General features: G+C 63.7%; 26 protein-coding genes. 8 read left to right on the top strand and 18 right to left on the bottom strand.

Going from position 1 to position 25,720, the window contains the following annotated elements; translation table 11 throughout:
* The first annotated feature begins 527 nt into the window (after positions 1–527).
* Positions 528–1,763, top strand: a complete 1,236-nt coding sequence (gene chrA / locus LDZ24_RS20095) for a chromate efflux transporter (RefSeq protein WP_248323871.1) — start codon at positions 528–530, stop codon at positions 1,761–1,763.
* Between the two features lie 42 nt (positions 1,764–1,805).
* Here the strand turns inward: chrA and LDZ24_RS28160 are convergent, their stop codons facing one another.
* Positions 1,806–2,084, bottom strand: coding sequence for a DUF3253 domain-containing protein (locus LDZ24_RS28160; protein ID WP_350029453.1), 279 nt, complete (start codon positions 2,082–2,084; stop codon positions 1,806–1,808).
* A gap of 318 nt (positions 2,085–2,402) precedes the next feature.
* On the opposite strand from LDZ24_RS28160, the gene LDZ24_RS20090 reads away from it, so the two are divergent.
* The 5 genes from LDZ24_RS20090 to LDZ24_RS20070 are packed head-to-tail and all read left to right on the top strand — an operon-like array spanning position 2,403 to position 6,200.
* On the top strand, positions 2,403–3,239 hold the full coding sequence (locus LDZ24_RS20090; protein ID WP_248323870.1) for a transporter substrate-binding domain-containing protein: 837 nt from the start codon (positions 2,403–2,405) through the stop codon (positions 3,237–3,239).
* Positions 3,240–3,299: 60 nt separating this feature from the next.
* Positions 3,300–4,016 (top strand): amino acid ABC transporter permease, encoded by a 717-nt coding sequence (locus LDZ24_RS20085; protein ID WP_248323869.1) that lies wholly within the window; start codon positions 3,300–3,302, stop codon positions 4,014–4,016.
* A 21-nt stretch (positions 4,017–4,037) separates the two neighbouring features.
* Positions 4,038–4,682, top strand: coding sequence for an amino acid ABC transporter permease (locus LDZ24_RS20080; protein ID WP_248323868.1), 645 nt, complete (start codon positions 4,038–4,040; stop codon positions 4,680–4,682).
* On the top strand, positions 4,679–5,431 hold the full coding sequence (locus tag LDZ24_RS20075; RefSeq protein ID WP_248323867.1) for an amino acid ABC transporter ATP-binding protein: 753 nt from the start codon (positions 4,679–4,681) through the stop codon (positions 5,429–5,431). The genes LDZ24_RS20080 and LDZ24_RS20075 overlap by 4 nt, the downstream gene beginning before the upstream one ends.
* A 19-nt stretch (positions 5,432–5,450) precedes the next feature.
* The gene (locus tag LDZ24_RS20070) at positions 5,451–6,200 is read left to right on the top strand and encodes an IclR family transcriptional regulator (RefSeq protein WP_248323866.1); all 750 of its coding nucleotides are present in this window, start codon (positions 5,451–5,453) and stop codon (positions 6,198–6,200) included.
* Positions 6,201–6,231: 31 nt separating this feature from the next.
* Here the strand turns inward: LDZ24_RS20070 and LDZ24_RS20065 are convergent, their stop codons facing one another.
* From LDZ24_RS20065 to LDZ24_RS20025, 9 genes are read right to left on the bottom strand one after another with little or no spacing between them, the layout of a single operon-like run.
* Positions 6,232–6,867, bottom strand: a complete 636-nt coding sequence (locus LDZ24_RS20065) for a DAK2 domain-containing protein (protein WP_248323865.1) — start codon at positions 6,865–6,867, stop codon at positions 6,232–6,234.
* A gap of 13 nt (positions 6,868–6,880) precedes the next feature.
* Complete coding sequence (locus LDZ24_RS20060; protein WP_248323864.1) at positions 6,881–7,891, bottom strand: dihydroxyacetone kinase subunit DhaK; 1,011 nt, start codon at positions 7,889–7,891, stop codon at positions 6,881–6,883.
* Between the two features lie 60 nt (positions 7,892–7,951).
* Complete coding sequence (locus LDZ24_RS20055; RefSeq protein WP_248323863.1) at positions 7,952–8,953, bottom strand: ABC transporter permease; 1,002 nt, start codon at positions 8,951–8,953, stop codon at positions 7,952–7,954.
* Entirely contained in the window at positions 8,950–10,485 is a 1,536-nt protein-coding gene (locus tag LDZ24_RS20050) for a sugar ABC transporter ATP-binding protein (protein WP_248323862.1), read from the bottom strand. Before LDZ24_RS20050 ends, LDZ24_RS20055 begins: the two co-directional genes overlap by 4 nt.
* Before the next feature lie 56 nt (positions 10,486–10,541).
* A complete protein-coding gene (locus LDZ24_RS20045) occupies positions 10,542–11,675 on the bottom strand; it encodes a sugar ABC transporter substrate-binding protein (RefSeq protein ID WP_248323861.1) in 1,134 nt (377 codons plus the stop codon).
* A gap of 59 nt (positions 11,676–11,734) precedes the next feature.
* On the bottom strand, positions 11,735–12,403 hold the full coding sequence (locus LDZ24_RS20040; protein ID WP_248323860.1) for a class II aldolase/adducin family protein: 669 nt from the start codon (positions 12,401–12,403) through the stop codon (positions 11,735–11,737).
* Entirely contained in the window at positions 12,400–13,479 is a 1,080-nt protein-coding gene (mtnA, locus tag LDZ24_RS20035) for an S-methyl-5-thioribose-1-phosphate isomerase (protein ID WP_248323859.1), read from the bottom strand. The genes LDZ24_RS20040 and mtnA overlap by 4 nt, the downstream gene beginning before the upstream one ends.
* Positions 13,480–13,490: 11 nt before the next feature.
* Positions 13,491–14,759, bottom strand: a complete 1,269-nt coding sequence (gene mtnK, locus LDZ24_RS20030; RefSeq protein WP_248323858.1) for an S-methyl-5-thioribose kinase — start codon at positions 14,757–14,759, stop codon at positions 13,491–13,493.
* Positions 14,760–14,804: 45 nt separating this feature from the next.
* Positions 14,805–15,500, bottom strand: coding sequence for a GntR family transcriptional regulator (locus tag LDZ24_RS20025; RefSeq protein ID WP_244140150.1), 696 nt, complete (start codon positions 15,498–15,500; stop codon positions 14,805–14,807).
* A gap of 364 nt (positions 15,501–15,864) precedes the next feature.
* Here LDZ24_RS20025 and LDZ24_RS20020 point away from each other — a divergent pair, with 364 nt between their 5' ends.
* Positions 15,865–16,575, top strand: a complete 711-nt coding sequence (locus tag LDZ24_RS20020) for a Crp/Fnr family transcriptional regulator (protein ID WP_248323857.1) — start codon at positions 15,865–15,867, stop codon at positions 16,573–16,575.
* Here LDZ24_RS20020 and LDZ24_RS20015 read toward each other — a convergent pair.
* The 4 genes from LDZ24_RS20015 to LDZ24_RS20000 are packed head-to-tail and all read right to left on the bottom strand — an operon-like array spanning position 16,572 to position 20,774.
* Positions 16,572–17,231 (bottom strand): aspartate/glutamate racemase family protein, encoded by a 660-nt coding sequence (locus tag LDZ24_RS20015; protein WP_248323856.1) that lies wholly within the window; start codon positions 17,229–17,231, stop codon positions 16,572–16,574. The genes LDZ24_RS20020 and LDZ24_RS20015 overlap by 4 nt on opposite strands.
* A 30-nt stretch (positions 17,232–17,261) precedes the next feature.
* Positions 17,262–18,785 carry a sugar ABC transporter ATP-binding protein gene (locus LDZ24_RS20010; protein WP_248323855.1) on the bottom strand — a complete coding sequence of 508 codons (1,524 nt, stop codon included), beginning with the start codon at positions 18,783–18,785 and terminating at the stop codon, positions 17,262–17,264.
* Complete coding sequence (locus LDZ24_RS20005; protein ID WP_248323854.1) at positions 18,782–19,723, bottom strand: sugar-binding protein; 942 nt, start codon at positions 19,721–19,723, stop codon at positions 18,782–18,784. The genes LDZ24_RS20010 and LDZ24_RS20005 overlap by 4 nt, the downstream gene beginning before the upstream one ends.
* A 40-nt stretch (positions 19,724–19,763) precedes the next feature.
* On the bottom strand, positions 19,764–20,774 hold the full coding sequence (locus LDZ24_RS20000) for an ABC transporter permease (protein WP_371747481.1): 1,011 nt from the start codon (positions 20,772–20,774) through the stop codon (positions 19,764–19,766).
* Positions 20,775–20,969: 195 nt separating this feature from the next.
* On the opposite strand from LDZ24_RS20000, the gene LDZ24_RS19995 reads away from it, so the two are divergent.
* Positions 20,970–21,863, top strand: coding sequence for an NAD(P)-dependent oxidoreductase (locus LDZ24_RS19995; RefSeq protein ID WP_206469995.1), 894 nt, complete (start codon positions 20,970–20,972; stop codon positions 21,861–21,863).
* A gap of 41 nt (positions 21,864–21,904) precedes the next feature.
* Here the strand turns inward: LDZ24_RS19995 and LDZ24_RS19990 are convergent, their stop codons facing one another.
* The 4 genes from LDZ24_RS19990 to LDZ24_RS19975 form a co-directional block, all read right to left on the bottom strand.
* Complete coding sequence (locus tag LDZ24_RS19990) at positions 21,905–22,948, bottom strand: DUF4438 domain-containing protein (protein WP_248323853.1); 1,044 nt, start codon at positions 22,946–22,948, stop codon at positions 21,905–21,907.
* 64 nt (positions 22,949–23,012) lie between these two features.
* A complete protein-coding gene (locus tag LDZ24_RS19985; RefSeq protein WP_248323852.1) occupies positions 23,013–23,828 on the bottom strand; it encodes a hypothetical protein in 816 nt (271 codons plus the stop codon).
* Positions 23,829–23,891: 63 nt separating this feature from the next.
* Positions 23,892–24,983, bottom strand: a complete 1,092-nt coding sequence (locus LDZ24_RS19980) for a hypothetical protein (RefSeq protein ID WP_244851529.1) — start codon at positions 24,981–24,983, stop codon at positions 23,892–23,894.
* Between the two features lie 24 nt (positions 24,984–25,007).
* Positions 25,008–25,709, bottom strand: a complete 702-nt coding sequence (locus LDZ24_RS19975; protein WP_248323851.1) for a hypothetical protein — start codon at positions 25,707–25,709, stop codon at positions 25,008–25,010.
* Between the last annotated feature and the right edge of the window lie 11 nt (positions 25,710–25,720).

The following is a 25,720-nucleotide window of genomic DNA, read 5'->3' as shown; positions in this document are numbered from 1 at the left end:
ATGCAGTATAGGCAGCGAAATCTTATCTCTTGCTTAAGAGGTGGCCCAATAAGGGTGGACCATCATCCATCGAATAAAGGAGCGCTCTCATCTACGGACGCCCGTGGCGTGCGCCGGGCATCGTAACGAAACACTGTGTGCCCGCGCCATCCCCGGCGATTGAACTGGTCGAACCGCGCGTCTTCGCGGAAGCGAAGCGCCGTTGCTCTGTCTTTCGCCAGGATCTACCGTCGTCTTTTCGGCGCATGGCGTTGGCTGGGGATATCATTCGTTTGCGCTATCGGTTAAGGCGCTCACGCGTGCGTGGTCGCTCGATCGAACAGGACAGGACCTTAAAAGCGCTTTCTGTTCGCGAGAACGCGATAACCTGCATGCCATTTCGCAGATCGAGCTGTTTCCCGAGGATGGCCAGCGCACATGGCTTTCGATTGCAGCCATCGGCGACACGGCAATCCCCACTGCTTAAATGACGCGGCCGATCTTTAGCGCCGAATCGCGCTCGTTGCAATCATGATCGAAAGGCCTCGATGGAAGCAAACGTTCTGACGTCCAGCCGGCACCGGGCAGGCTCGGCACTCGAGGTGCTCATGGTCTTCCTGAAGCTCGGGCTGACGTCGTTCGGCGGACCCGTCGCGCACATCGGCTATTTCCGCCGCGAGTTCGTCGAGCGACGCCGCTGGCTCAACGACGACACCTTCACCGATCTCATCGGTCTCTGCCAATTTCTCCCCGGACCGGCCAGCAGCCAGGCGGGCTTCTCCATCGGCCTGCTGCGCGCGGGCTGGCTCGGCGGGATCGCAGCGTGGTGCGGATTCACGCTGCCCTCTGTCGCGCTGATGATTGGTTTCGCGATTCTCGCGCCATCGCTCGACGGGCCGGTGGGCAGCGGCCTGATTCACGGGCTCAAGCTCGTCGCAGTCGCCGTCGTGGCGCAAGCCGTATGGGATATGGCGCGGCGCCTGTGTCCCGATCATCGCCGGGCGTGGATCGCGCTGGCTACGATCGCGATTCTCGCCGCCCTGACCACGGTGTACGCGCAGCTTATCGTCATCGTGACGGGCGCACTGCTCGGCATCGCGCTGTGCCACACGCCCACGGCGGGAAGCCTCGCTGCAACGCATGAACACGCTCAGGCGTTTCGCGTGCCTCGCGCGGCGGGCGCCATCGCGCTCGTTCTGTTCTGCGTTCTCCTTTTCGGACTTCCGGTCTTGATGGCGACCGATCCGACACACTCAATCAAGATGTTCGATGCGTTCTACCGTTCGGGCGCGCTCGTCTTCGGCGGTGGTCACGTCGTCCTTCCGCTTCTTCAGCAGGAGACGGTGGCGACGGGCTGGGTATCGTCGAACGACTTTCTGGCTGGATACGGCGCCGCACAGGCGGTTCCAGGTCCGCTATTCACTTTCGCTGCCTTTCTGGGGTGGACCATGACCGGGACAGGCCATCACGCGTGGGGAGCGCTGCTCGCCATCGTTGGCATCTTCCTTCCCGGTCTCTTGCTCGTGCTTGCAGCGTTGCCGTACTGGCAAGCGCTGCGTGCGCGGCCGTCGATGGCTGCGATGTTGTCGGGTGTCAATGCGGCCGTTGTCGGATTGCTCGCGACAGCGCTCTACTCGCCGGTCTGGATCAGCGCCGTGCGCACCGCATCCGACTTTGCGATCGCTGTCATCGGCTTCTTCCTGTTGGTGCGCTGGAAAGTTCCGCCACTCGTCGTGGTGATCGGCTGCGCGCTTGCGGGGATCGCGCAAGCCGTTCTGCATTGAAATCGGATGCCGGCTTGGCGGGACTGCCCACGACGCCGCGCGTCACTCTGTTTGCCCGAACGTCGGCCCGCGTCGCAAGCGAATAGGTCCGTGATTGATCGCGTCCGGATGCAACGTTTCGCTTCCTTGCGTGACGATGATGCGCCCTTCATGCGCCAGTGCCGAGGCCACCCGTCTGACCACGGGCATTAGCGCGCGCCATGCGTCTTCATCGGCAGCGAGAGCGCGCGCAACATCTGACGGGCAGATAGAGGAAGTCGCGGCGCGCTGTCGAAGCAGTCGCAGCAAGCAATCTTCGATGTCGGATTTCGATACGCTCATCTCTGTCGCGGAGTATCGAATAGAAAGCAGGTCGCAACGATGCCACAGGATCGCACTGCCCTCGCATACGCCGCGCTCAACGCATCGCAACGATCGAGCCTCCACATCAGGGCTGCCTGCCCCGAGCCTTTATCTCATCAAAAAGCCCAAGACAATCCGTAATTAGGCCGCTTGCCGCCGAAATACTCTCGGTCAACACTGAACTCCATTCCAAAGAGTCAGATGCCTGTCCGATATATCGGACACAACACACTCCGGTGCCTTTCGGATGCAGTTCTGGAACCGGTCCCTCGTCCACCCTGGAATCAAGACCTGCAAATGAAATTCGTTGCTCTTCGCGGCAAAGCGGCCGCTCTCTTCGTCATCGGCGCGATTGCCTTGACGGCATGCACGAAGGTCTCCACCCCAGCCGAAAGCCCTGCGGCATCGAGTTCCTCGACACTGCAGGCAGTCCTGCAGCGCGGGACCTTGCGCGTCGGCGACTGTCTGACGTTCGCGCCGTTCGGCTTCTACGACAAGGACGGTCAGCCGGACGGCTATGACGTCGATCTCGCGAAGGAGCTGGCCCGGCAGATGGGCGTCAAGCTCGAAGTCGTGAATACGACCAGCGCCAACCGCATTCCGAACCTGCAGACGAGCAAGGTCGATGTCGTCTTCTGCAACTTCACGCGCAATCTCGAACGCGCGAAGGTCATCGAATTCACGTCGCCGTACGTCGTCGCGAGCGAGGCGCTGCTGGTCAAGAAGAGCAGCGGCATTCAGTCGGTGAAGGACATGACTAACCGCACGATCGCGACCGTCAAAGGGTCGACGAATGGCGATGAAGTCCGCTCGCTGAACATGCAGGTCAAGATTCAGGAATACGACAGTTCGCAGGCCGCTATTCTCGCCGTCAAGCAAGGGCAAGCCGACGCGATGATCGAGGACAACAACTTCCTCGCCTATCAGGCGAAGCTGGACCCCGAACTGACCGTGACCAACGAAGCACTGGTGCCGCTGGAGTACAACGCGTTCGGCGTGAAAGCCGGCGATCAGGCGTGGCTCAACTACCTGAACCTGTTCCTCTTCAACATCAATGCGTCGAAGGTCAACGCGCAGCTTTACAAGAAGTGGTTCGGCGTGGATCCGCGCTTCCCGCTCAATCCGCAATTCTGAGCAGCGCACGATGGGATCGCCGGCCGACGACGGACCGATGGATCCGATACGGAGAAGGACATGAGCTATGAGTGGTTGACCCTGTGGGGCTATGTTCCAGAGTTCCTGAAAGCCGGCTGGCTAACGCTGCAGGTCACGCTTCTCTCGTTCGTGCTGGCGATTTTTCTGGGCCTCGTGGCCGCGCTGGCCAGCATGTCCCCGCTCGGCGTCGTTCGCTTCCTCGCGCGTGCGTACGTCGAGATTATCCGCAACACGCCGGTGCTTCTTCAGATCTTCATCGTGTTCTTCGGCCTGCCGTCGGCGGGCATCGCGCTCGATGCCTACTGGGCAGGCGTCATCGCGCTCGGGCTGAATGTCGGCGCTTACCTGTCGGAAGTGTTTCGCGCAGGCATTCAGTCGGTGCCGCGCGGACAACTGGAAGCTGCGGCAATCCTCGGCCTCGAGCGCGGGCAGATCATGTCGGAGATCGTCTTGCCTCAGGCCGCCCGCGCCGTCTATCCGGCGATCGTCAACTACCTGATCCAGTTGCTGCTCGGCACGTCGCTCTTGTCCGCTATCGCGCTGCCCGAGCTGACCGGAACAGCGACGGTCATCAACTCGCGCACGCTGCTGTACGTTCAGACTTTCGCGGTCGTGCTCGTTGCGTATCTGGTGCTGAGCAACGTGCTGTCCTGGCTTGCAAGCCGCCTCGGCGCGCGGCTGTTTCATCCACCGCTCGTCGTGCCGCCGCGCGCGCGGTTCGGCGCTTTCACGTTGCGCCGTGCCAATCGCGCCTGAGTCGCGAACCGGAGCCGGATCATGTCACTCGAATTGTTGGGTACCAGTCTGTCGATCCTGTTGCAGGGTCTCGTGACGACATTGCTGCTGTCGGTCGCGGCCATCATCGGGAGCACGCTGATCGGCCTTCTCGCCGCCGTGCTGCGAACGTTTGGGCCGTGGGCCACGGATCGCGCCGCCAAGGTCTACATCGAGCTCTTTCGCGGCACGCCGGTTCTCATCACGCTGATGTTCATCTACTTCGGCGTCTCTTACTTCGGCTATGCGATCGACGTGTTCGCGGCCGGCGTCATCGGTCTGAGCGTTTATCAGGGCGCCTATATCGCCGAAGTGTTCCGCTCGGGAATCGAGGCGGTGCCGAGGGGCCAGTGGGAAGTCTCGCAGATCCTCGGACTGTCGCGCATGCAGACCTTCAGCACCGTCGTGCTGCCGCAGACCGGAAGAATCGTGCTGCCGCCGCTCGTCGGACAGTATCTGTCGCTCATCAAAGACACGTCCATCGTCAGCATGATCGGCATGTCGGAACTCATGCACGGCGGACAGGCTATTGTCGACCGGATCGGCAAGCCCGTCGAAATCTACGGGCTCGTCGCAGTCATTTACTTCGTCGTGTGCTTCCCGCTTTCGCAGTGGGTGCGCCACCATGACCGCAGGAGACTCTCGTGAGCGAGCAAAGCCAGAACAAGCCCGTCATTGCGCTCACGCGCGTCAGCAAGGCATTCGGCGCAACGCGCGTGCTCGACGAAATCAATATCGACGTGCGTGCGGGTGAAGTCCTCGTGCTCATCGGCGCATCGGGCTCGGGCAAGAGCACGGTGCTGCGCATCATGGCGGGCCTCGAAACGGCGGATTCCGGCGAAGTCTGGGTCAACGAAGTTCCGCTGCACGACCCGAAACGCGCGCGCGACATTCGCGGTCACGTCGGCATGGTGTTCCAGCAATTCAATCTGTTTCCGCACAAGACCGCGCTCGGCAATGTCACGCTCGCGTTGATCAAGGCGCGCAAGATGAGTCCCGCCGATGCACGCAAGCGCGCGATGGACGTGCTCGATCGCGTGGGGCTCGCTGAGCGCGCGGATCATTATCCGAGCCAGTTGTCCGGGGGACAGCAACAGCGCGTCGCCATTGCCCGGGCGCTTGCCGTCGAGCCCGGCATCATGTTCTTCGATGAAGCGACCTCTGCGCTCGATCCCGAACTTGTCGGGGAAGTCACCGACGTGATGCGCGGTCTCGCGCGCGACGGAATGACGATGGTCGTGGTCACTCACGAGATGGAATTTGCGCGCAAGACCGCCGATCGCGTGGTGTTCATGGACAAGGGCGTGATCGCGGAGCAAGGCGATCCCGAGCAGATCTTCGTCAATCCGTCGAACGAGCGCACCCGGCAGTTTCTGCATCGGGTGCTCGATCATTGACGCACGACGGAGCGGATGAATGGCTGTGATGGAATCGTCGCGCGCCCGGGGCGTGGATCGCGTGATCGCAATGTTCAGGCAACTGCACATTGCGCAGCGCCCGATGTCGATTCGCGAGCTGATCGAAGCGACCGGCGCTCCGCGATCGAGCATCTATGAACTCGTCGCGATTCTCGCCGAAGTCGGCTGGCTGGAAAGCACCGCCGACGGCAGCGTCTTCTTCGGACGGGAGATGCATTACTACGGCTCCGACTACGCAACGCACAACGACCTGATCAGCCGCGCGCATCAGTCGATTCTCGCGCTGGTGCGCAAGCACGAGGAAACCGCGCAGTTGTGCATGCTGGAGGGTAACAAGTACACCGTCGTTCTATCCGAGAATAGCGCGCGCCCTTTCAACATCAGTTCGGACATCGGCGTGAGAGTACCGATTCCGTGGACCGCGACCGGACGCCTTCTGCTCGGCCACATGAACGCCGACGAGATCCGCGCGTTGATTCCGCAGGAAGACTTCGTTCTGGACAACGGCGTTCGTATCGACTTTCAGGCATTCATGCGCGATGTAGAGCTTGCGCGCGACTTGGGCTACTGCTGCACCGAGGGACTCTCGAACGCGTTTCGCCTATGCATGGCCGCGCCCGTTCGCGATCGCGCCGGAACGCCGGTCGCGGCGCTCTGCTTCATGACAGGCCGCGACACGACGCCGGACCGCCGGCAGGCCATGCTCGACGACCTTCTGCAATCGGCGCGCGCGCTCTCTCACAGGTAGCGTTCACGGGCGCGGGACGGACGCCCCGCGCTCACGCCGGCGCGCCTGAATCGACCGCCCTGCGCAACGCTTCCAGAAACCGCACATAGGCCGTCGCGCCGGGATCCGGATGGCCGATGCTCCGTTCCTGCACCCACGCCGCGCGGCCCTTCTGCGACTGCATCTTCGCCGTTTCCACGACGCGTTCGCTCGCCGTGGCGATCATCGCGTCGAGCGTCTCGGCCGCGCTTCCTTGCGATGCCTCCAGCACGTCGAGGCTCGGGGCCAGCGCATCGAGCACGGTCTTGTCGCCGATCTTGCTCTTGCCACGCTCGGTAATGCGTGACGCCACCGCCCGCCCGATGGCGAGCGCCTCGTCGCGTCCCAATGCATCCTTACCCTGCACCGTCTTCGCGGCGGCAAGCAGGCCGCCGCCCACCAACGCCGCGAATGTCGACGGATTGGCCGTCGAAAACGCCTTCCCTGCGGCGAGGAGCACGTCGCCGAGCGTGGCCTCGTCCGGCAGCGCGCCGATTGCCCTGACAACCGCTTCCGACCCCGCGCGCACGGTGATGCCGAGATCGCCGTCGCCGAGCGCGGCATCGAGATCGCGTAGCTCGTCGGCATGAGACGGAAGCTCACTCAATGCGTGGGACAACAGATCCCGCATTTGTCTCGTCGTAATCATTTAGGTTTCCCGATTATGCGCGCGTACCTTCGCGAAAGAAGGGCGAATGCACCGGTGCGGCGAGCAGCGCTTCGAGTTCATCGTCGAGCAGCATGACGGTGATCGATGCCCCCGCCATTTCCAGACTCGTCACGTATTCGCCAACGTACGACCACGCGATCGACAGGCCATCGCCCTCGGCCATTTGCGACGCGCGCCGATACAGCAGATACAGCTCTTCGAGCGGCGTCGCGCCCAGACCGTTGACGAGCAGCGCAAGCCGCGAGCCCTTCGGTGCCGCGAGATCGTCGAGAATCTGGCGCATCAGATTCTCGGCGATGGCATCGGCCGACTGCAGCGCGCCGCGATGCGTTCCCGGTTCGCCGTGGATGCCGATGCCGATCTCCATCTCGCCATCCGGCAGCGTGAAGGTGGGCTTGCCGGCCGCGGGCAGGATGGTCGGCGAAAGCCCGACGCCCATGGTGCGGCAGTTCGCATTGGCTTTCGCGCAGATGCGGGCCACTTCTTCGAGCGAGTCGCCGCGTTCGGCCGCCGCGCCCGCGCACTTGAACGCGAACACCATGCCTGCGACGCCGCGCCGGTCGGACGCGCGCTCCTTCGGCGCCGATGCGACGTCATCGGTCAGCACGACGGTCTTCACTTCGATCCCCTCGGCATCCGCGAGGTCCGACGCGAGATCGAAATTCAGCACGTCGCCGCCATAGTTGCCGTACACGTAGAGCACGCCCGCGCCACCGTTCACGCCTTTGGTGGCCTCCAGAATCTGTTCCGACGATGGCGACGAGAACACGTTGCCCACCGCCACGCCGCCGCACAAGCCTTCGCCCACGTAGCCGAGAAAACCCGGCATGTGGCCCGATCCGCCGCCGGTCACGATGCCTACGCGGCCTTCGCGGGGCGCATCCGCGCGAACGAGCGCGCGCTTGTCGGCATTGGCTGCCTTGATCCATTTCGGATGCGCAAGCAAGAGCGCGTCGATGATCTCATCGACGAAGGTTTCCGGGTTGTTGATGATCTTCTTCATCTTCGCGTGTCTCCTTGGTTTGTCTCTCGATGTCCTGCGTATTGGTTGAGGTCGCGCGTGTCACAGCTTGCGTCGCTGGCTCAGTGCATCCAGCAGGACCGCGGCGAAGATCACGCCACCCTGAATGAATTGCGTCCAGAACGGGTTCACGCCCAGCAGCGACAGGCCGACGTTGATTACCCCGATCAGCACGACGCCGATGAACGTGCCGACGATCGAGCCGCGCCCTCCTGCGAGCGACGTGCCGCCGATCACGATGGCCGCGATGACCTGAAGTTCGAGACCGTTCGCCGCCGACGGCAGCGCGGAATTCAGCCGTCCCGCGAGCACGATGCCCGCGATCGCCGCCGTGACGCCGGCGAGCATGTACGTGAGAAACACGACGCGCCGCACCGGAATGCCCGCGAGCCGCGCGGCCTCCTGATTGCCGCCGACCGCGAACACCTGATGACCGAACGTGGTCTTGCGCAGCAATACGTGGCCGATGACGAACACGACGAGCATCACGATCATCGGCATGGGCAGGCCCGCGATAGCCTTCGCGCCGAACACGGTGAACGCGTTCGGAAAGTCGAACTTCGTGCGGCCGTCCGAGATGGCAAGCGTCAGACCGCGTGCCATTGCCATTGCGGCGAGCGTCACGATGAACGGCACGAGTCGCAGCCAGGAGATGGCGAAGCCGTTGATCGCCCCGACCGCCGCGCCCGTCGCCAGCGCGATGAAGAGCCCGCCTATGCCGAGCCCGACCGCATCCGGGCTCGATCCCGCCATGAAGGTCGCGGCGACCATGCCGCTCAGCGCGACGAGCGATCCGACCGAGAGATCGATGCCCGACGTGATGATGACGAAGGTGCCGCCGACCGCCGCGATGCCCACGACGGACACCTGCACCATGATGTTGGTGAGCGTGCTCGTCGTGAGGAATTCCGGCGATGCAATCGACAACGCGACGCAGATGATGACGAGCGCCGCGAACAATGGCCCGATGCCGCTTCTCAGTTGACGGATCACGCGGCGCGACAGCGCTTCGGTGTCCGCCCGGTTGGCTGCCGTGGATGTCATGCCCCTGCTCCTGTCGTTGCCCATTGAATCACCGTTTCGGAGTCCGCCTTGTCGCGCGGTATTTCAGTCACGATGCTGCCGCGATACATCACCAGCACGCGATCCGACATGCCGAGCAGTTCCGGCAGTTCCGAGCTGACCATGACGACCGCCGCGCCCGCGCGGGCCATCGCCACCATATGCGCGTAGATCTCGGTCTTCGCGCCCACGTCGATGCCGCGCGTCGGTTCGTCGAGCATGATGACGGCGGGATTCGTCGCGGTGGCGCGTCCGAGAATGACCTTCTGCTGATTGCCGCCCGAGAGCGTGCCCGTGATTTGCAGCACCGAGGAGGCGCGCACGCCGAAGCGCGTACTCGCGTCCTGCGCGAGCTTGCGCTTTCTCGCGCCGCGCACGAAGCCGCCACTCGCGAGCGCCCTGAGACTCGACAGCGCAATGTTCTCTTCGATGCTTGCGTCCAGCACGAGCCCTTCGAGCTTGCGATCTTCCGACGTATAGACGAGCCCGTGACGAACGCCTTCGGTCGGCGAATGATTCGAGACCTTCCTGCCCTTCACGAAGATCTCGCCATGCGTGGCGGGCAGCGCGCCGAAGATGGTCTTCAGCAGTTCCGTGCGCCCCGCGCCCGCAATGCCCGCGATGCCGACGATCTCGCCCGCGCGTACCGTGAAGCTCGCGTTGCGCAGCAGAGGCGCGCTTGCGAGGTTGCGCACTTCCAGCACGACCTCCCCATAATCGCGCGGCTCCCACGGATAGAACGATTCGAGATTGCGCGCGACCATCGCCTGCACGAGTTCGGCTTCGGTCCATTGCGACATGGGACGCGCGCCCACGGTCGCGCCATCGCGCATCACGACTGCCGAATCCGCCAGCTCGAACACTTCTTCAAGATGGTGCGAGATGAAGATAATGCCAAGTCCTTCTTCGCGCAGGCGCCGCACGACCGCATACAGGTTCTCGATGTCGTGGCTTTGCAGCGCGGCGGTCGGCTCGTCCATCACGAGAATGCGCGCGTCGCGTGCGATAGCCTTGGCGACTTCCACGAGTTGCCGCTTGTTGAGCGGGAGATCGCCGAGGCGCATCCACGGCGCCACGTCGTCGAGCCCCACGCGCGCGAGCGCCTCGCGCGCCATCGCATGCGCCTCGCGTTGCTTCACGAAGCCTTTGCTCGCGGGCATGCGGCCGAGAAACAGGTTCTCCGCGACCGTCATGTCGTTGATGAGCGAAAGCTCCTGGTAGATGACGGCAACACCGGCGTCGATGGCGGCGTTCGTGCCGCGCGCAAGCGGCTTGCCGTCGATCTCGATGTCGCCTTCGTCCGGCTCGTAAGCGCCCGAAAGCGTCTTCACGAGCGACGACTTGCCCGCGCCGTTCTCGCCGACGATCGCCATCACATGTCCGGCCTGCAATTCCAGACTCACGCCGCGCAGCGCCTTCACGCCGGGAAAGCTCTTGACGATGCCCTGCATGCGCAGAAGCGGCGCCTTCGTGCTCGAAGGCGCGCGCGTGCGCGGTTCGGTTTCGACTGTCATGTTCGCATTCCGCTCGCGGCCGCGCGCCCTGAAGCAAGCGCGGCCGCCGGTTGGCCTTACTGCTTCACTTCTTCGGACCACAGGCCGTACTGCTTGACCGCGTCCGAGTCGATGTTCGACTTGTCGATGAGCATGGTCGGCCACGCATAATTCGCGGGAACGTCCTTCTTCGCGTTGAAGTCCGCGATGAACTGCAACGACTTCGCCGCCATCTTGATGGGGTTCTGCGAGATGGTCGCGTCCTGCTTGCCCGCGCGAATCGCGGAGAGGGCCTGTGCGGTTCCGTCCGCGCCGATCACCATGATGTGCGCCTTGTCGTCGAGCGGCTTGTAGCGCCCCGCGTTGTCGATGGCTTTTTCCGCGCCCACGGTGTTGTCGTCGTTGGCGCCGAATACCGCGTCGATTTGCGGATACTTCTGCAGGATGTTGGTCATCGCGTTGAGCGACTTCTCCTGATCGAATGCGCCTTCCTGGCGAGCCACGACCTTGATGTCCGGATACTTCGCGATCTCGTCGCTGAAGCCCTTCTCGCGATCGGTCGCCGCCGTGGTGCCGACCAGACCGATCAGGTCGACGACGTTGCCCTTCTCCGAGCCGTATCGCTTCTTGAGCTGCTCCGCGATCCACTTCGCCGCCGTCTGGCCGAGCGCGACGTTGTCCGACGCGACGAAGGACGTCACCTTGCCGCCATCCGATCCGCGATCGAGCGTGAAGACGGGAATGTTCATCTGGTTCGCCTTCTCGACGGCCGGGATGATCGCTTTCGAATCGATCGGATTGAGCACGAGCGCCGTCACGCCCTGACTCAGCAGATTGAGCGCATCGTTGACCTGCTGCTGCGCATCGCCGTTCGCGTTGGTTTGCACGAGGTCGAAGTTCTGATCCTTCGCGCCGCGCTCGACGCCGGCCTTTAGCCCCACGAAGAACGCGTTGTTCAACGTCGCGATCGAAAAACCGATCTTGGGCTTGGCGCCGCTCGCGGCGGCCGCCGCCGGGGCGCTCGCCGCTGCGCTTGCCGGCCCGCTTGCCGGCGCGCTCGCGCTCTCGCTGGCGCTCTTGGCGGCACTGCTGCCCGACGACGTGTTTTCGCTCTTGTTGCATCCCGCGAGCGCGGCGGCGCAAAGCAGCAGCGCCCCGGTGGATTTGCCGAACGTTCCCCAACTATCGAATCGTGCAGAACTCCAGGCCATCACTGTCTCCTTTGTATGAGTTGTTCATTGCAGTTAGCTTCAGGTCGTGTCGCGGGGTTTCAATCGCCCTTGCTGCGCTTGCCGTACGTCTTGAATCGTTCCAGCACGTCGTCCATCTGCTCGTCGCTCAAGATAGGCGGCGTGCCAAGCTGCAACGCGAGCAGATATTGCCTCGCGAGCACTTCCACTTCATGCGCGAGCCACACGGCGCGCGCGAGATCCGCGCCGAGCGCGACGACACCGTGATGCGCGAGCAGACACGCGCGTCTTCCTTCCAGCGCGGCGAGCGCATGGTCCGATAGCGCCTGCGTGCCGAAGAGCGCATACGGCGCGCAGCGTATCGACGCGCCGCCCGCGGCCGCCACCATGTAGTGAACCGCCGGGATATCGCGGCCGTGAATGGCGAGCGCCGTTGCGGCCGTCGAGTGCGTATGCACGACCGCATGCATGTCCGGGCGCGCGCGCAGCAGATCGCGATGAATGCGCCATTCCGACGAAGGCCGTTCGACGCGAAAGACATCATCGTCGTCGCGCACGCGAAGCGGCAGATACACGATGCTCGCGGCGTCCAGCTCGCGTGCCGGAACGCCGCTCGGCGTAATCAGCAAGCCGTCGCGCAGACGCGCGCTGACATTGCCCGACGTGCCCTGGTTGATGCCGAGGCGTTCCATTTCGAGCGCCGTTTCCACGATGCCCCGGCGCAGCGTGTCCTCATCCGTCGCGTTCATGCCGCGTTGCCTTCCGCGGCAAAGAGGTTTCTGAGCGAACGCTCGAACGGCGCTTCGACGATGCCCCGTTCCGTGATAAAGCCGGTGACGAGGGCGTGCGGCGTCACGTCGAATGCGGGATTGCGCGCCTTGATGTTCTCCGGCGCGATCCGTTGCCCGGCGAGATGCGTGACCTCGGTTCCCGAGCGCTCCTCGATCTCGATGCGCTCGCCCGTCGCCGTCGAAAAGTCCAGCGTCGAAGAAGGACATGCGACATAGAACGGTATGCCGTAGTGGCGCGCGGCGATCGCGAGGCCCAGCGTGCCGATCTTGTTCGCGAAGTCGCCGTTCGCGGCCACGCGATCCGTCCCGACGATCACGAGATCCACGAGACCCTGCGACATGATCGACGCCGCCGCGCCATCCATGATGAGCGTCACGTCGACGCCCGCCTGCTGCAACTCGAACGCCGTGAGACGGGCGCCTTGCAGCAGGGGCCGGGTTTCATCGGCAAAGACGTTGAATGCGACGCCCGCGCGATGCGCCGCGTAGATCGGCGCCGTCGCCGTACCTAGACCGGTGGTCGCGAGCGCGCCTGCATTGCAGTGCGTGAGCACGCCGCTGCCCGGCCGGATGAGGGACATGCCATGCTGGCCGATGCCTTCGCATAGCGCGATGTCTTCCTCGTGGATGCGCTTCGCTTCGTCGACGAGCACGTCGTAGAGTGCGGCGCCATCCTGCGCGTCGCATTCGCGCACGCGCCGCACCATGCGCCTGAGGCTCCAGCTCAGATTGACCGCCGTGGGACGCGCGCTGTCGAGCCACGCGGCGCGCCGTTCCAGTTCCGCCCGAAAGCGCGCGACGGGCAACGCGCGCGCATCCTGCATCGCGACGCATAGCCCATATGCCGCCGCGACGCCGATGGCAGGCGCCCCGCGCACGCGCAGTTCGTGGATGGCCCGCCACACGGCGGCGGCATCGGCGACATGCTCCACCACGATCTCGTGCGGCAGCCGCGTCTGGTTCAGCAGCAGCAGTTTGCCGTCACGCCACTCGATGGTGGGCGCGAGCGCAGGAAACAAGGGCTGCGAATTCATTCATGCTCCAGTCAGCGTTGTTCGACGGCCTCGCGCTGCATGTCGCGCGCGAGCAGGGTGACATCTTCGATGCCGGTCAGAGCGGCGCGCTGCACGAGGAGCGCTTCGGCGCAGCGCAGGCAGCGCACTTCGATCTGCGCGCGCACGTCGGCGTCGGGAATGCGCGTGATTTCCGCGACCTTCGCCATGCCGACGATGCGCCGGATCATCTTGCAGCCCGCGAAACCCAGGGTGTCCGCCAGAAGCCGCCGCATGAAGTGCGCGCGGTATGCGTCGGCCGCGCGGCTATCCGCCGATCCGCCGATAAAGGGCCGGCCACTTCGGCTTTCGTGATCGCGCCAGAGCGCGAGGAACTTCGCGCTGAAGCCGTTCCAGATGCGCGCCGTCTGATCGAGCAGCCATTCCTGATACGCGCCGGGTTCGCCGCCATCGAGGCGGCCGTGATAATCGCGCGAGAAATACGCAAGCAGCAGGTTGGCGATCAGCGCGCCGATGTCGAAGCCCATCGGCCCGTAGAAGGCGAACTCCGGGTCGATGACATAGGTCTCGCGTTCGTTGACCATGATCGAGCCGGTGTGCAGATCGCCGTGCAGCAGCGTTTCCGCATGATTCATGAAGGCCCATTTCATGTCGGCGGCGGCCAGGCGCAACGCATCGTCGGTGCGCAGGCGTTCGAGCGCGGACTTCGGCAAGGCCGCGCTGTAGACGTTCGACGGATGGTCTTCGAACGGAAACGTGAACACGAGGTCTTCGGTGATCTTGCACAACTCCGCGTTCACGGCGCCGCCCACGGCCTGCTTCTTGATGTCGGGCGCGAGATAGAGATCGGAGCCGAAAAATAGCGTCTGCGCGAGATACGTCGACAAATGCTCGGCCATGAGCGGATACCTGACGCCGTCCATGAGCCCGTGCCGCAAGATGCGATGCGACGAGAGATGCTGCATGACCATCAGGAAGCGCTTGCTGTCGGCGTGAAAGACCTGCGGCACATGCTGCGGACACAACGCGCCGAAGCGTCGCAACGCCGCGACTTCATGCTCCATGCGCTGGCAGGACAGCGGCCAGTTCTTGCCGACGAGACGCAGGAACGGCGGCGCCTGCTTGACGACGACGCTGCGCTCGCGCGCCTTCGCATTGGTCACGAAGTACACGAAGTTGAGATTGCCGTCCCCCACTTCGACGATCTCGAGGTCATCGGGATCGCCCAGCCGCGCGCGCACTTCGGGGATGCCGCCGAGGTAATCGGCAAGTGCGGCTGCGGTAAATGCTTCGAACTCCATCGGTGTCTCCTCCGATGTGTTGAGCGCGCAGGTCAGCGGAACGCTTCAGCGACGTTTGCGCACCAGGTCGAACTTGAAGATGCTCGTGTTGTAGTAGTCGTTGCTATAGCAAAGCGGCTCGCCGCTCTGATCGAAATCTACTTCGTCCAGCAGCAGAAACAGACCGAAGCCATCGCCCAGTTCGGGCAAGTCGCGCGGCGTGAGGATGGTCGGCTGTATCGACGTATGCGTGTGGGACAAACGGCGCCCGGTACGCGCGAACATCCCGAACAGCGACTCACCCAGTTCCCCGTCCGCGGCATCGAACAGCGTCTTCGGAATAGTGTCGATGCAGTACGCGGCAATGGCGTCGTCCGCGCGGCGCACGCGCTCGATGCGCACGCATTCGTCGCCTGCCTCGATACCCAGCTTTTCCGCAAGACTCTCCGATGCCCCGACGATGTCCATGCGGATGCGGCTCGTCGACGGCACCGCGCCGACACTCTTGATCATGTCGGTCACGGACATCAGATCATCCAGGCCGCCTTGCAGCTTGAGCGAAATTTGTCTGATGAACGTTCCTCTGCCTTGCACGCGTTCGAGCAGTCCATGCGAGATCATTTGCGCGACCGCTTCGCGCAGGCTCGAACGCCCCACGCCCAGCAGCTCGCACAGCTCGATTTCCGTCGGAATCTGGTCGCCGGGCTTGAGCTTGCGCTCGCGGATCATCGTGAGAAGCGACTCCTGGATCTTGTCGCTCATCGAACGCTCGACGCTTAAACGCATGGGGCTCCCGCAGGTGTCATGGGGTCAAATATACATCAGACGTCTGATGTTCTTGTCGGGATTTTCCCTTAGCCGGATGGGTTCGTCTACATGAGCGGCATTCCGCGCCTGCAGCATTTTTCGCAACGCAATCCCGCCCGCGCTGGCGCATGCGCTCGTCGCATTGCAATAACGCCCATTGGTTCGCGAGGAAAAAAGTGCGGTGCAACGCACGCGGCATGAGACACCTGCCGATGCTTGCGTGTGTAGAATGAGCCGTCCTGAAGTACGGCTCCGCATGCGCCTACGAACGAGCGCCCGGAAAGAGAGCCGATCGAAAGGCAACCCCAAGGAGACGGCAATGTGGTTTGTCGGCAAGAGCGAACTGCTTTCACTCATCCAGCGCAATTGCCTCGACGAGGTAATGCCCGCGTTCAGCGATCACCGCACGCTGCGCAAGAACACCATCGTGTATCGCCCCGATGAGTCGAGCGAGCACGTCTATCTGCTCAAGAGCGGCAGCGTCAGGCTATACCGGCTGACCGAAGACGGTCAGGAAATCACGCTGGCGTTCGTGAAGGCCGGCATGATCTTCGGCGATGGCGACGTGCTGAATCAGGCGAACTATTCGCATCACGCACAGACGCTTGCGCCGAGCATGGTCTGCTTCATCCGCAAGCAGGATTTCAAGGACCTGCTCGCGCGCTACGACGTCATCAACCAGTTCGTGCTGCGCAATCACTATCTGCGCTGGCAGGAAGCGCAGCAGTTGATCGAGAACCTTTCGCTGCACGACGTGCGCAAGCGGCTCACCAACATCCTCGTGATGTTCTCGGGACAAGTGGGCGTCGCGTGCGACTACGCCGATCAGGGCGATGCGATTCTCATCGACTTACCGATCGCGCAGGACAAGCTCGCGGAATTCATCGGCACGTCGCGCGAATCGGTGAACCGGCATATCAGCGATCTCAAGGCCGAAGGTCTCGTCGACATGCGCGAACGCAAGATCGTACTGACGCCCGCGTTCGTTTCGCGCTTCATCGGCAGAACGCACGCGCTCGCGACGGCTTAAGCGTTATTCGCGAGCGCCCGCTTGACGGCGGCCACGCCGCTTTGCGGGCTCGAAAGCACCGGCACGGCCAAGGAGCCGAGCGCGGGCACGAGGCGCGCCATCGACACTTGCGCCAGCACGATCACATCGACGCGATCGGCCAGTTCGATGATCGCGCGTTTCACGATGTCGTCGTGCCGGCCCGCGTCGCCGGCGAGCAGCGCCTCGAATGCGCCCTGCGCGATGCATTCGGTCACGTCGACCTGCCGTCCGTGCTCGGCCGCCTTGCTGCGAATGAGACGTACGGTGGGCTCGAGCGTGGTCGACACCGTCGCGACGACGCCGACACGCGCGCCGAGCGCGCTCGCTTCCTCGGCCATCGACTCGTCCACTTTGACAATGGGCGTGCGAATGAGGCCGCGAAGCAGATCCGTCGCTTCGCCGACCGATGAGCATGCGTTCAGGATGATGTCCGCGCCCATGCCCTGCGCGCTGGACATGTACGCATAGAGACGCGCGGTCACTTCGGGAGTCAGGCGTCCTGCTGCGCGCACATCGGTAAGCAGGCTGTCGTCCACGATGTTGATGACGCGATCGCCCGGCAACTGCTCTGCGAATTGCGCCTTGAGCGGCTCGACAGTAACGGGTCCGGTATGCACTACGACGATCTTTGCCATGCTTCGCTCTAACGTTTGAATGAGTGATTGTCAGGCAGTGGCAAGCGCCATCACCTTCTCTTGAGTGGCTTCCTCGCGGCGCAATTCGCCGCTAATGCGTCCTTCGCGCACGGTCAGAATGCGATCGCTCACGGCGAGAACCTCCAGCAGATCCGACGAGATCACGATCACGCCGATGCCCTGCGACGCGAGCCGCGCAATGAGGGCATGCACTTCGGCCTTGGCGCCGATATCGATGCCGCGCGTGGGCTCATCGACGATCAGCACCTTGGGCTGCCGCGCGACCCACTTCGCGATGACGATCTTCTGCTGATTACCGCCGCTCAGGTTCACCACTTTCTGCTCGACGCCCGGCGTCTTGATGCCGAGCATGCGCACGTACTCCGCGCAACTGGATCGCTCGCGCGCGTGCTGCACGAACTGGAACGGCGAATAGCGCGAAAGATGCGTGAGGCTGAAGTTCTCGCGCACGCTCATGCCAAGCACGAGCCCTTGCGCCTTGCGGTCCTCGGTGACGAAGCCGATGCCCGCGCGGATCGCATCATGGGGATGGCGGATCGCGACCGGCTTGCCCTCCATCAGGATCGAGCCAGTCGACGGGCGCATGCCGAAGATCATCTCCATGATCTCGGTGCGTCCCGAGCCGACGAGCCCCGCGATGCCGAGCACTTCGCCGCGATGCAGCGTGAAACTGATATCGCGTATGCGCGCATCAGCGGACTTGCTTTGCCTGAGCGAAAGATCGCGCACTTCGAGCACAGGATGGCCGGTCGCGTGCGATTGCGGCTCGCCATAGAGCTCGCTCAACTCGCGGTCGACCATCTGACGCACGAGCGTTTCACGCGTCACGCGGTCGATCGGCATGGTGCTGACCGTGCGGCCGTCGCGCAGCACGGTCACGCGATCCGCAAGCTCGAAGACCTCTTCGAGCCGATGCGAGATGTAGACGACGGCAATGCCCCGCTCGCGCAATCGCTTGACGAGTCCCAGCAGCACGCTTGTTTCGTGATGACTGAGGGACGCCGTCGGCTCGTCCATGACGATGACCTTCGACTGCGCGGACAGCGCCTTCGCGATCTCGATCATCTGCCGCTGCCCGACGCTCAGTTCGCTCACGCGCGTCGCCGGATCGACGTCCATGTCGATCATCTGCAGCACCTCGCGCGCTTCGCGGTGCATGCCCGCGCGATCGATGAGGCCGAAGCGCGTGAGCGGCTCCTTCGCCAGAAAGATGTTCTCGCCGACCGTCAGATTCTCGACGACCGCCAGTTCCTGATAGATGATATTGATGCCGAGCGCGCGCGCATGATTGCTGTTCGCGATCGTCACTTCGCGACCTTCGACGAGGATGACGCCGCCGGGATCGGGCGCATACACGCCTGTCAGTACCTTCATGAGCGTGCTCTTGCCTGCGCCGTTTTCGCCGGCGAGCGCGAGCACTTCGCCCCTGTAGATGGCCAGATCGACGTGGTCGAGCGCCTTCACGCCGGGAAACGTTCTGGAGATGCCGCGCATCTCCAGAAAGGGCTTCGTACGGTCGCCGGCGGGTGTCATTTGGTGTAGCTGCCGATGTTGTCCTTCGTCACCACCGTGACGCCCGTGTCGATGTCCTTCTCCTGCGTTTCCTTGCCCTGGATCTGCGCGACCAGATGCTGAACCGCGAGCGAGCCCATCGTCACCGGACGCTGCACCATGATGCCCTGAATGTAGCCATCTCTCAGGCCCTTGAGCGTATCCGGGAGGTCGTCGAAGGCGAGCACTTCGAGCTTGCCTTTCATCGCGCCGAATTCCTTCGTATTGAGCACCTTCGCGACCGCCGGGCCCCCGACCTGACTCACGCCGAAGATGCCGTTCAGATTCGGATGCGCGCGCAGCGTCGTCTCGACAACGGACACGCCACGCGCGAGGTCGTCGTCCGTGCCCTGCGTCTCGACGATCTTGATGCCCGGATACTTCGCGAGACCCTTTTTGATGCCGGCGATGCGCTCGTTGAGATTCACCGCGCCGAGCTGCCCCGTCACGATCGCGACCTCGCCCTTGCCGTTCAACGCACGGCCCATCGTGTCGGCCATCGTCTCGCCTGCCTGCACGTTGTTCGTGCCGATGTACATCGAGCGGCCGCTCTTCGGCGAATCCGAATCGTAGGTGAGGACCTTAACGCCGCTTTGCGCGGCCCGCTTGATGACGCCTTCGACCGACTTCGGCTCGTTCACGGAAATGGCGATGCCATCCACGTGACGCGAGATGAGGTCTTCGATGATCTGCACTTGCGTCGAGCCCTGCGTGTTCTGCGGCACGACCCATTGATACTTGACGCCGGCCTTGTCCGCGGCGGACTGCGCGCCCTTGTTGCAGTCGTCGAAGAACGGCACCGCGACTTTGGGAATCACGGCGACCGATATGTCCTTTCCCTCCTTTGCGTGCGCAGCGCTGCCGAGCGTGGTGCAAAGCGCGAGCGTCAAGCCCGCGATGATTCTTGGCGTGGTCTTCATGCTTCGTCTCCCGTTATGGTTTCTGTCGATCAGGCTCAATTCAGGGCCCTTTGCGGCGCACGCGCCATATGTCGATGCTCACCGCAATCAGGATCACGCAGCCGGTAATGGCCTGCTGCGCATAGGTATCGATGTTGAGAAGCACCACGCCGTTCGTGATGATGCCGGCGAGCGCCGCGCCGATGATCGCGCCTTCGACGCTGCCCGCGCCGCCCGAAAGACTCGCGCCGCCGATGGCCGCCGCCGCGATCACGTCCAGTTCCGCGCCGAATCCCGAGGCCGGTTCCGCCGACACGAAGCGCGAGAACGCGATGACGCCCGCCATCGACGCGATCAGTCCGGACAGCACGTACACCGCGAATTTCACGCGGGCGGTGCGCACGCCGGACAAGCGCGCGGCCACTTCATTGCCGCCCGTCGCGTAGACGTGACGGCCGAAGCGCGTCTGACGCATGACGACGGAGAACACGCCGGTCATCGCGAGCAGGATGACGACCGGAAACGGCACGAAACCGATATACCCCTGCCCGATGAACGTGAACGCATCCGGCACGTCCGGCGTGACCGGCACGCCCTTGGTGATGATGTACATGAGCCCTCGCCCGATCGACAAGGTGCCGAGCGTCGCGATGAAGGGCGGCAACTGTATCCACGTGATCATCAGGCCGTTGAAGCCGCCGACGATCACGCCGACCGCGAGCCCCGACAGAACCGCGGCGAACGCCGTCATGCCGTGCTGAAAAGCGAGCGCCGTCACGAGCGACGACAGCCCCATGACCGAGCCGACCGAGAGATCGATGCCGCCCGTGATGATGACGAGCATCATGCCGATGGACATGAGCGCCACGAGCGAGAATGAGCGGAACACGCCCATCAGATTGTTGGTGGTGAGAAAGTACGGCGAGAACGCGCTGATCAGCAGTCCGACCAGCAACACCACGGAGAGTACGTTCAGCTCGCGGATGCGCAGACAGGCACGCAGCAGTGCCACCCCGCGTGATGACTGCGGCTGCGGCTTGTCCGATGCTTTGTTCGACGATAGTGCGCTCACCGATCGCTCCTCCGTTCAGGCTGAGGCCGATCATAGGCGCGTTGGAAACGGCAAATCTGTGACGCGCGTCATAGTCGGGCATCGGGGATGACCCGTAGAACAACTCGCGCGCCGCTATGACGCGCGTCACAGAAATGGAACGCCAAGAACGGCTACGATGCGCGCACACACTTATCGAATTCAAAGGAGCGCAGCATGACGAAGCGAGTGATTGTGACCGGCGGTAGCGGCCTGGCCGGCAAATGGGTGGTGGAGGATCTGGTCGCGCACGGTTATGAGGTGCTGAACGTGGACCGCGTGCCCATGGCGAAGGGCACCGCTCGCACGCTCATTACCGACATCACCGACGCGGGACAGGTCTTCAACGCGCTCGCATCCACGACGACGCCGAAGGAATTCGACGACGACATCGAGCCGAAGCCGATCGACGCCATCGTGCATTTCGCGGCGATTCCGCGCATTCTGGTCACGACCGACAACGAAGTCTTTCGCATCAACGTCATGGGCACCTACAACGTGCTCGATGCGGCGTCGAAACTCGGCATCAAGAAGGTGATCGTCGCATCGAGCGAGACGACATACGGCGTGGTGTTCGCGCACCGGCATCGCGACCCCGTGTACTTCCCGCTGGACGAAGAGTATCCCGTGGATCCGATGGACAGCTATGCCACGTCGAAGGTCATCAACGAAGTCACGGCGAAAGCGTTTCACGCCCGCACGGGCGCGGATATCTACTGCTTTCGCATCGGCAACGTGCTCGATCCCGCCGATTACCAGAAATTCCCGGCGTGGCTCGAGAATCCCGCGTTGAGAAAGCGCATTGCGTGGAGCTACATCGACGGACGCGATCTCGCGACGGCCGCGCGGCTCGGCATCGAGAAGGACGGTCTGGGATTCCAGGTGATGAACGTCGCCGCCGACGACGTCTCGTCCGATCTGCCCACCGCTGAATTGCTGAAGCGCTTCTATCCGAACGTGCCGGTGAAGAAGCAGTTGGCGGAATCCGAAACCCTGCTCAGCAACGAGAAACTCAAGCGTTTGCTCGGCTGGCAACAGGCTTATAAGTGGCGCGAGCAGGTGGCGAAGTAAGGCGCAAGCGGTGGAGCGCATCGGCCGACTGCGATGCGCCTTCATCGACGTAACGGTTCATGCCGGTCCCGATCGGGCTTTCCATGAGTGATGGCCGCAGGATCGCCACGCCGCGGCCGCGGCGATGTCGCCTCGATCAGCGTGGGCCGTGCGCGCGGCGGCACCGCGCGGCGCACGTCGAAGATCTCCGCGAGATTGGCCTGCGGCGCGTGTATCGGCCGGATCGAACTCAACGACCCGCTCAAGAGCGGCGTGACGCCCGGTCCGTGTCCGCTCACCGTACTATCCCCGTGCACGACGACGCCGATCGTCACGAACCCGCTGCGAAAAAGCGGGCCGCGCCGGGCGTCGGCATGCATGATCGCCACCATGTCGCCGAAGCGCAGGCTGCCCAGCCGGTAACGCTCGCGCGTCTGCCGGTCGGCGAGCTGAATGTCGTAATCGCCACGCCATGCGGTGTTTTTTCCGAGTCCCGATCCCATCACGTGCGCCGGCACGAGATGGGTGACAGGAACACCCAGCTTGCCGTCGCGCTCGACGAGGCCCCAGCGCCGGATGAGAGCGGGCGACGCGTTGAAGACGTCGATATCCGGATGTTCCGTGAGCCGCATGCCGGGACCGACGGAGTGAACCTGCATCCGATCGCCGATGCGCAGGCGCCGCAGCACCTCGGTCGGAAAGTCGACGAGCACGTGATTCACACCGCCATGCTTGCCCGTGACGAGACCGATGCGTCCCTCGCATGGGCCGCTGATCACATGCACCGCATTGCCCACGCAGGCATACGTGAGCAGCGCATTATTCGGCCCGTCGCGCGGACCGACGATTTCACGTCCGTTGTTATGTAGCGCGACGCCCGGTTCGGTGTGATCGCTGGCAAGCCCGACGCATGCATCGCCGATACGTTTGTTCAGCGCAATGCCACCCGTGCCGTGCAGCACACGCGGCACGCCGTCGTAGCCGATGCGATACGCCGACGCGCGCCCGACCGGATGCGCGATCTGTCCGATCACGGCCGCGGCGACCAGTTCGTCGGTGTTGATTCGAGGCGTGCCGGCACGCGTTGTGGCCAGTTCGCTCGGCATGATTCACGCTCCCTTCGACGGCCGGACGGACGTGCCGCGCGGACTTCCGCGAGCCGCCGCCGAGTCAGACCGGATACCACCACGCCCGCGCTTCGGACCACGCGTCGGACGAGCGGGCATCGTCCGAACGGTTCTCATCCGCGGATGAGGCGTTCCACCTTTCAGCCGTCACATGCACGACGGCGAGCCGCGGCAGGCGCTGGCACAGGCCTGTGAGACCCGCCTGCGCCAGGGCCTCGCGCAGCAGCGCGCGTTCCGCCGCGAAGAGCGAATCGGGCGACGCGCTGTCGGCTTCCTCGACGATGATGTCCAGCTCGCGCAGCCTGGACACCAGCGTGGGCTCGCCTTCCTCGCCATTCAGCGCGCCCCTCGCGGTCAGTATCATCGCGGCATCGAGCGCCGCCGACAGCGGCAGCGTGTCGATGCTCGCCGTGCCCGGGTCCCAGTGCGTGGGCCAGTCCATCCGGCGCCTGCCGCGACCGCGTTCGGCGCGGGCGGCGAGACTGTCGGCGAGCGCTTCGTAGTGTTCGATGAGATAGGCATCCGCGTGATCGAGCAACTGCGATTCGGCGAGGCGGTCGCCGATCCAGCGAAACGGCCACGACGCGGCATCCGTCTGCTCGCGCATCTCGATCCACGCGCCGAGCACGTCGCTGCGCGGCGCCACGGACGCGTCCGCGTCGTCGTTCGGTAGGACGGCCCGGAGCCAGTCGCTCGAATCGATCAGCTGCCAGAACGTGCGGGTGAGCCACGGCTCGACGACGTGCGTCAGACGCAGCGCCAACTTGATGCCGCCCGGCGTCGCGAGGATCAGCGCCGGATCGAGCACACACGAGAGCTTCCTCGTGTGGACGTGAACCAGCATGTCGGATGCGTGCATGGCTTTCCTGCCTCACGTCTTACACGGCCGATGGCTCATGGTTCACCGGTCGGCCACTCGTGCTCAAACGGCCACCGGCTGCGGCACGCCTAGCACGCCTCGCAGCGCCGGCGTCACGCCGGGGAAGCCACGTCCTTCCGGCGTCATGCGATACGCGGCGACCCATGCTTCCGCGTGCGCGCCCATCGGCCGGACGACGCTCTGGAACAGTATCGGATCGACGGCGGTCTTGAAGTCGTTGTCCGCGATGAACTGAAGAATGCGCCGCCCGCTCTCCGCCATCTTCGCGCGCTGCGACGGCTCCGCGACGCCGCCGAGATAGCGGTTCGACACGATCTCGACCACGTCCCACTTCGTGTTCGCATCGAAGGACTTCTTGATGTCGGGCGCATCGAGGAGCTTCAGCACCTGAATCAGGTAGTGGCCCGTTTCCATCGTCAGCGCGAAGATGTTGCCGTAGGTCGAGCGGTCAAGCGCATAGCGCAAATCCAGCCCGATGCGCTGCACCGTCGCGACGCTGCCGAACGGCCGCTGTTCGAGCATGGGCCCGCCGCGGATCACTTCGCCGATCATCAGGTCGCGGAAGTACTGGCTCACCGCGACCATGAAGCCCAGCAGCTGGCGGTGGAAGTTTCGATTGACGATTGCGCCTGCGGGTGCCGGGGCGGTGCCGTAATTGAACGCCCGCCGGTACGCAACCATGCGGTCCTGCCGCGTATAACGCAGCGGACGCCACTTTTCGAGCAGATACAAACCGCGCGCGCCGGGTCCGCGCTGAATGCGCATTTTGCCGAGGCGGAACAGCTTGAGCAGTGTCTCGGCGACCTCGAAGATCTTCATGCGCTCGTGCTGATAGATGTAGTACAGCTCGGCGGCCGCGTGCAACTGGCTCGGCACGATGGAATCGTCGAAGTCCGGCTTGATGTACGCGTAGCCGACCTTGTCAAAACCGACGACGCCTTGCTGCCCGAGGCCGATCAGATCGAAGAACGCCGATTCGCCGCTGTCGCCGTTGGGCTTGCCAAGCAGTTCGGCGAAGCGCTGCTCGAACTGCGACGCCGCGGCGTCGCGCTGTTCGGGCGGCAGGCTCGCGAGCTGTTCCTGTAGGAACGACTCCCACAGCCGCTGAATGGTTTCCGTGGTATTGAAGTTCATGGTCCCGCTCCTCGGGCACGTCGATCAGGCCAGCTCGACGATCACAGTTTGCTCGACCCGCGCTAATTCGATCAAACGCTCGTTGATCTCCTTTTGTGGTTCTTTCGGCGAGATTGGGCGATACAGCTTGCGGATTTCATCCACAATCCCAGCGGGAATATCGTTGCGCCCGCCGACATCGCTCGCGAACGATTTTTCGTATTCGATGAGTGTGTTGGCCAGCTGTTTCGGGGGCTTTTCGTCCATTGCCTTAAGCAATGCATGCTGCAAATTCGACAGATGCAGCATCACCCTGATCGCGACAGAGGAAAGATGCCTCGGCCATTCCGCCTGCCGGTTCATCATGCCGGCGAGCAGGCGCACCCGCTCTCCCGCTTCGCAGACGCACTGGCGCAACTCGGCTGTTTGCGTTGCGATAGTGCTGAGACTCGGCTGCCCGGTAATCGCCTGCGCGACGCAGTCGATATTCCGGTTCGTCGTGTCGAGCAGCGTCTTAAGGTCGTCGAGCAGCGTACTCACCGGCCCGGGGAGCGCCACACTCACATTCGGATTCAGATTCGCGAGCGCCAGACGGATGTTGTCGCCTGCATCGTTGACGGCCCGCGTCAGCGCTTCGAAGTTGTCGTCCTGCTCGATGCGCGCCATGCAGAGCGTCTGCGCGATGGTCGGGCTCGGCGCGGCGGCCGAAGGAAGCCTTCCCCATCCGCCATATTTGTCTATCGTCATGATGTCCTCCC

The organism is Caballeronia sp. Sq4a, assembly GCF_023170545.1.
Lineage (GTDB): Bacteria > Pseudomonadota > Gammaproteobacteria > Burkholderiales > Burkholderiaceae > Caballeronia.
This window is presented reverse-complemented; position numbering and strand designations above follow the sequence as displayed.

What these genes read in the sequence shown, in the direction of transcription:
- LDZ24_RS19985 (WP_248323852.1), bottom strand. Translation starts at nt 23,828, where the DNA reads ATGCACGCATCCGACATGCTGGTTCACGTCCACACGAGGAAGCTCTCG.
- LDZ24_RS20020 (WP_248323857.1), top strand. Translation starts at nt 15,865, where the DNA reads ATGTGGTTTGTCGGCAAGAGCGAACTGCTTTCACTCATCCAGCGCAAT.
- LDZ24_RS20005 (WP_248323854.1), bottom strand. Translation starts at nt 19,723, where the DNA reads ATGAAGACCACGCCAAGAATCATCGCGGGCTTGACGCTCGCGCTTTGC.
- mtnA (WP_248323859.1), bottom strand. Translation starts at nt 13,479, where the DNA reads ATGAATTCGCAGCCCTTGTTTCCTGCGCTCGCGCCCACCATCGAGTGG.
- LDZ24_RS19975 (WP_248323851.1), bottom strand. Translation starts at nt 25,709, where the DNA reads ATGACGATAGACAAATATGGCGGATGGGGAAGGCTTCCTTCGGCCGCC.
- LDZ24_RS28160 (WP_350029453.1), bottom strand. Translation starts at nt 2,084, where the DNA reads ATGAGCGTATCGAAATCCGACATCGAAGATTGCTTGCTGCGACTGCTT.
- LDZ24_RS20085 (WP_248323869.1), top strand. Translation starts at nt 3,300, where the DNA reads ATGAGCTATGAGTGGTTGACCCTGTGGGGCTATGTTCCAGAGTTCCTG.
- mtnK (WP_248323858.1), bottom strand. Translation starts at nt 14,759, where the DNA reads ATGGAGTTCGAAGCATTTACCGCAGCCGCACTTGCCGATTACCTCGGC.
- chrA (WP_248323871.1), top strand. Translation starts at nt 528, where the DNA reads ATGGAAGCAAACGTTCTGACGTCCAGCCGGCACCGGGCAGGCTCGGCA.
- LDZ24_RS20015 (WP_248323856.1), bottom strand. Translation starts at nt 17,231, where the DNA reads ATGGCAAAGATCGTCGTAGTGCATACCGGACCCGTTACTGTCGAGCCG.
- LDZ24_RS20070 (WP_248323866.1), top strand. Translation starts at nt 5,451, where the DNA reads ATGGCTGTGATGGAATCGTCGCGCGCCCGGGGCGTGGATCGCGTGATC.
- LDZ24_RS20025 (WP_244140150.1), bottom strand. Translation starts at nt 15,500, where the DNA reads ATGAGCGACAAGATCCAGGAGTCGCTTCTCACGATGATCCGCGAGCGC.
- LDZ24_RS20010 (WP_248323855.1), bottom strand. Translation starts at nt 18,785, where the DNA reads ATGACACCCGCCGGCGACCGTACGAAGCCCTTTCTGGAGATGCGCGGC.
- LDZ24_RS19990 (WP_248323853.1), bottom strand. Translation starts at nt 22,948, where the DNA reads ATGCCGAGCGAACTGGCCACAACGCGTGCCGGCACGCCTCGAATCAAC.
- LDZ24_RS20040 (WP_248323860.1), bottom strand. Translation starts at nt 12,403, where the DNA reads ATGAACGCGACGGATGAGGACACGCTGCGCCGGGGCATCGTGGAAACG.
- LDZ24_RS20065 (WP_248323865.1), bottom strand. Translation starts at nt 6,867, where the DNA reads ATGATTACGACGAGACAAATGCGGGATCTGTTGTCCCACGCATTGAGT.
- LDZ24_RS20045 (WP_248323861.1), bottom strand. Translation starts at nt 11,675, where the DNA reads ATGGCCTGGAGTTCTGCACGATTCGATAGTTGGGGAACGTTCGGCAAA.
- LDZ24_RS20055 (WP_248323863.1), bottom strand. Translation starts at nt 8,953, where the DNA reads ATGACATCCACGGCAGCCAACCGGGCGGACACCGAAGCGCTGTCGCGC.
- LDZ24_RS20090 (WP_248323870.1), top strand. Translation starts at nt 2,403, where the DNA reads ATGAAATTCGTTGCTCTTCGCGGCAAAGCGGCCGCTCTCTTCGTCATC.
- LDZ24_RS19995 (WP_206469995.1), top strand. Translation starts at nt 20,970, where the DNA reads ATGACGAAGCGAGTGATTGTGACCGGCGGTAGCGGCCTGGCCGGCAAA.
- LDZ24_RS20060 (WP_248323864.1), bottom strand. Translation starts at nt 7,891, where the DNA reads ATGAAGAAGATCATCAACAACCCGGAAACCTTCGTCGATGAGATCATC.
- LDZ24_RS20050 (WP_248323862.1), bottom strand. Translation starts at nt 10,485, where the DNA reads ATGACAGTCGAAACCGAACCGCGCACGCGCGCGCCTTCGAGCACGAAG.
- LDZ24_RS19980 (WP_244851529.1), bottom strand. Translation starts at nt 24,983, where the DNA reads ATGAACTTCAATACCACGGAAACCATTCAGCGGCTGTGGGAGTCGTTC.
- LDZ24_RS20080 (WP_248323868.1), top strand. Translation starts at nt 4,038, where the DNA reads ATGTCACTCGAATTGTTGGGTACCAGTCTGTCGATCCTGTTGCAGGGT.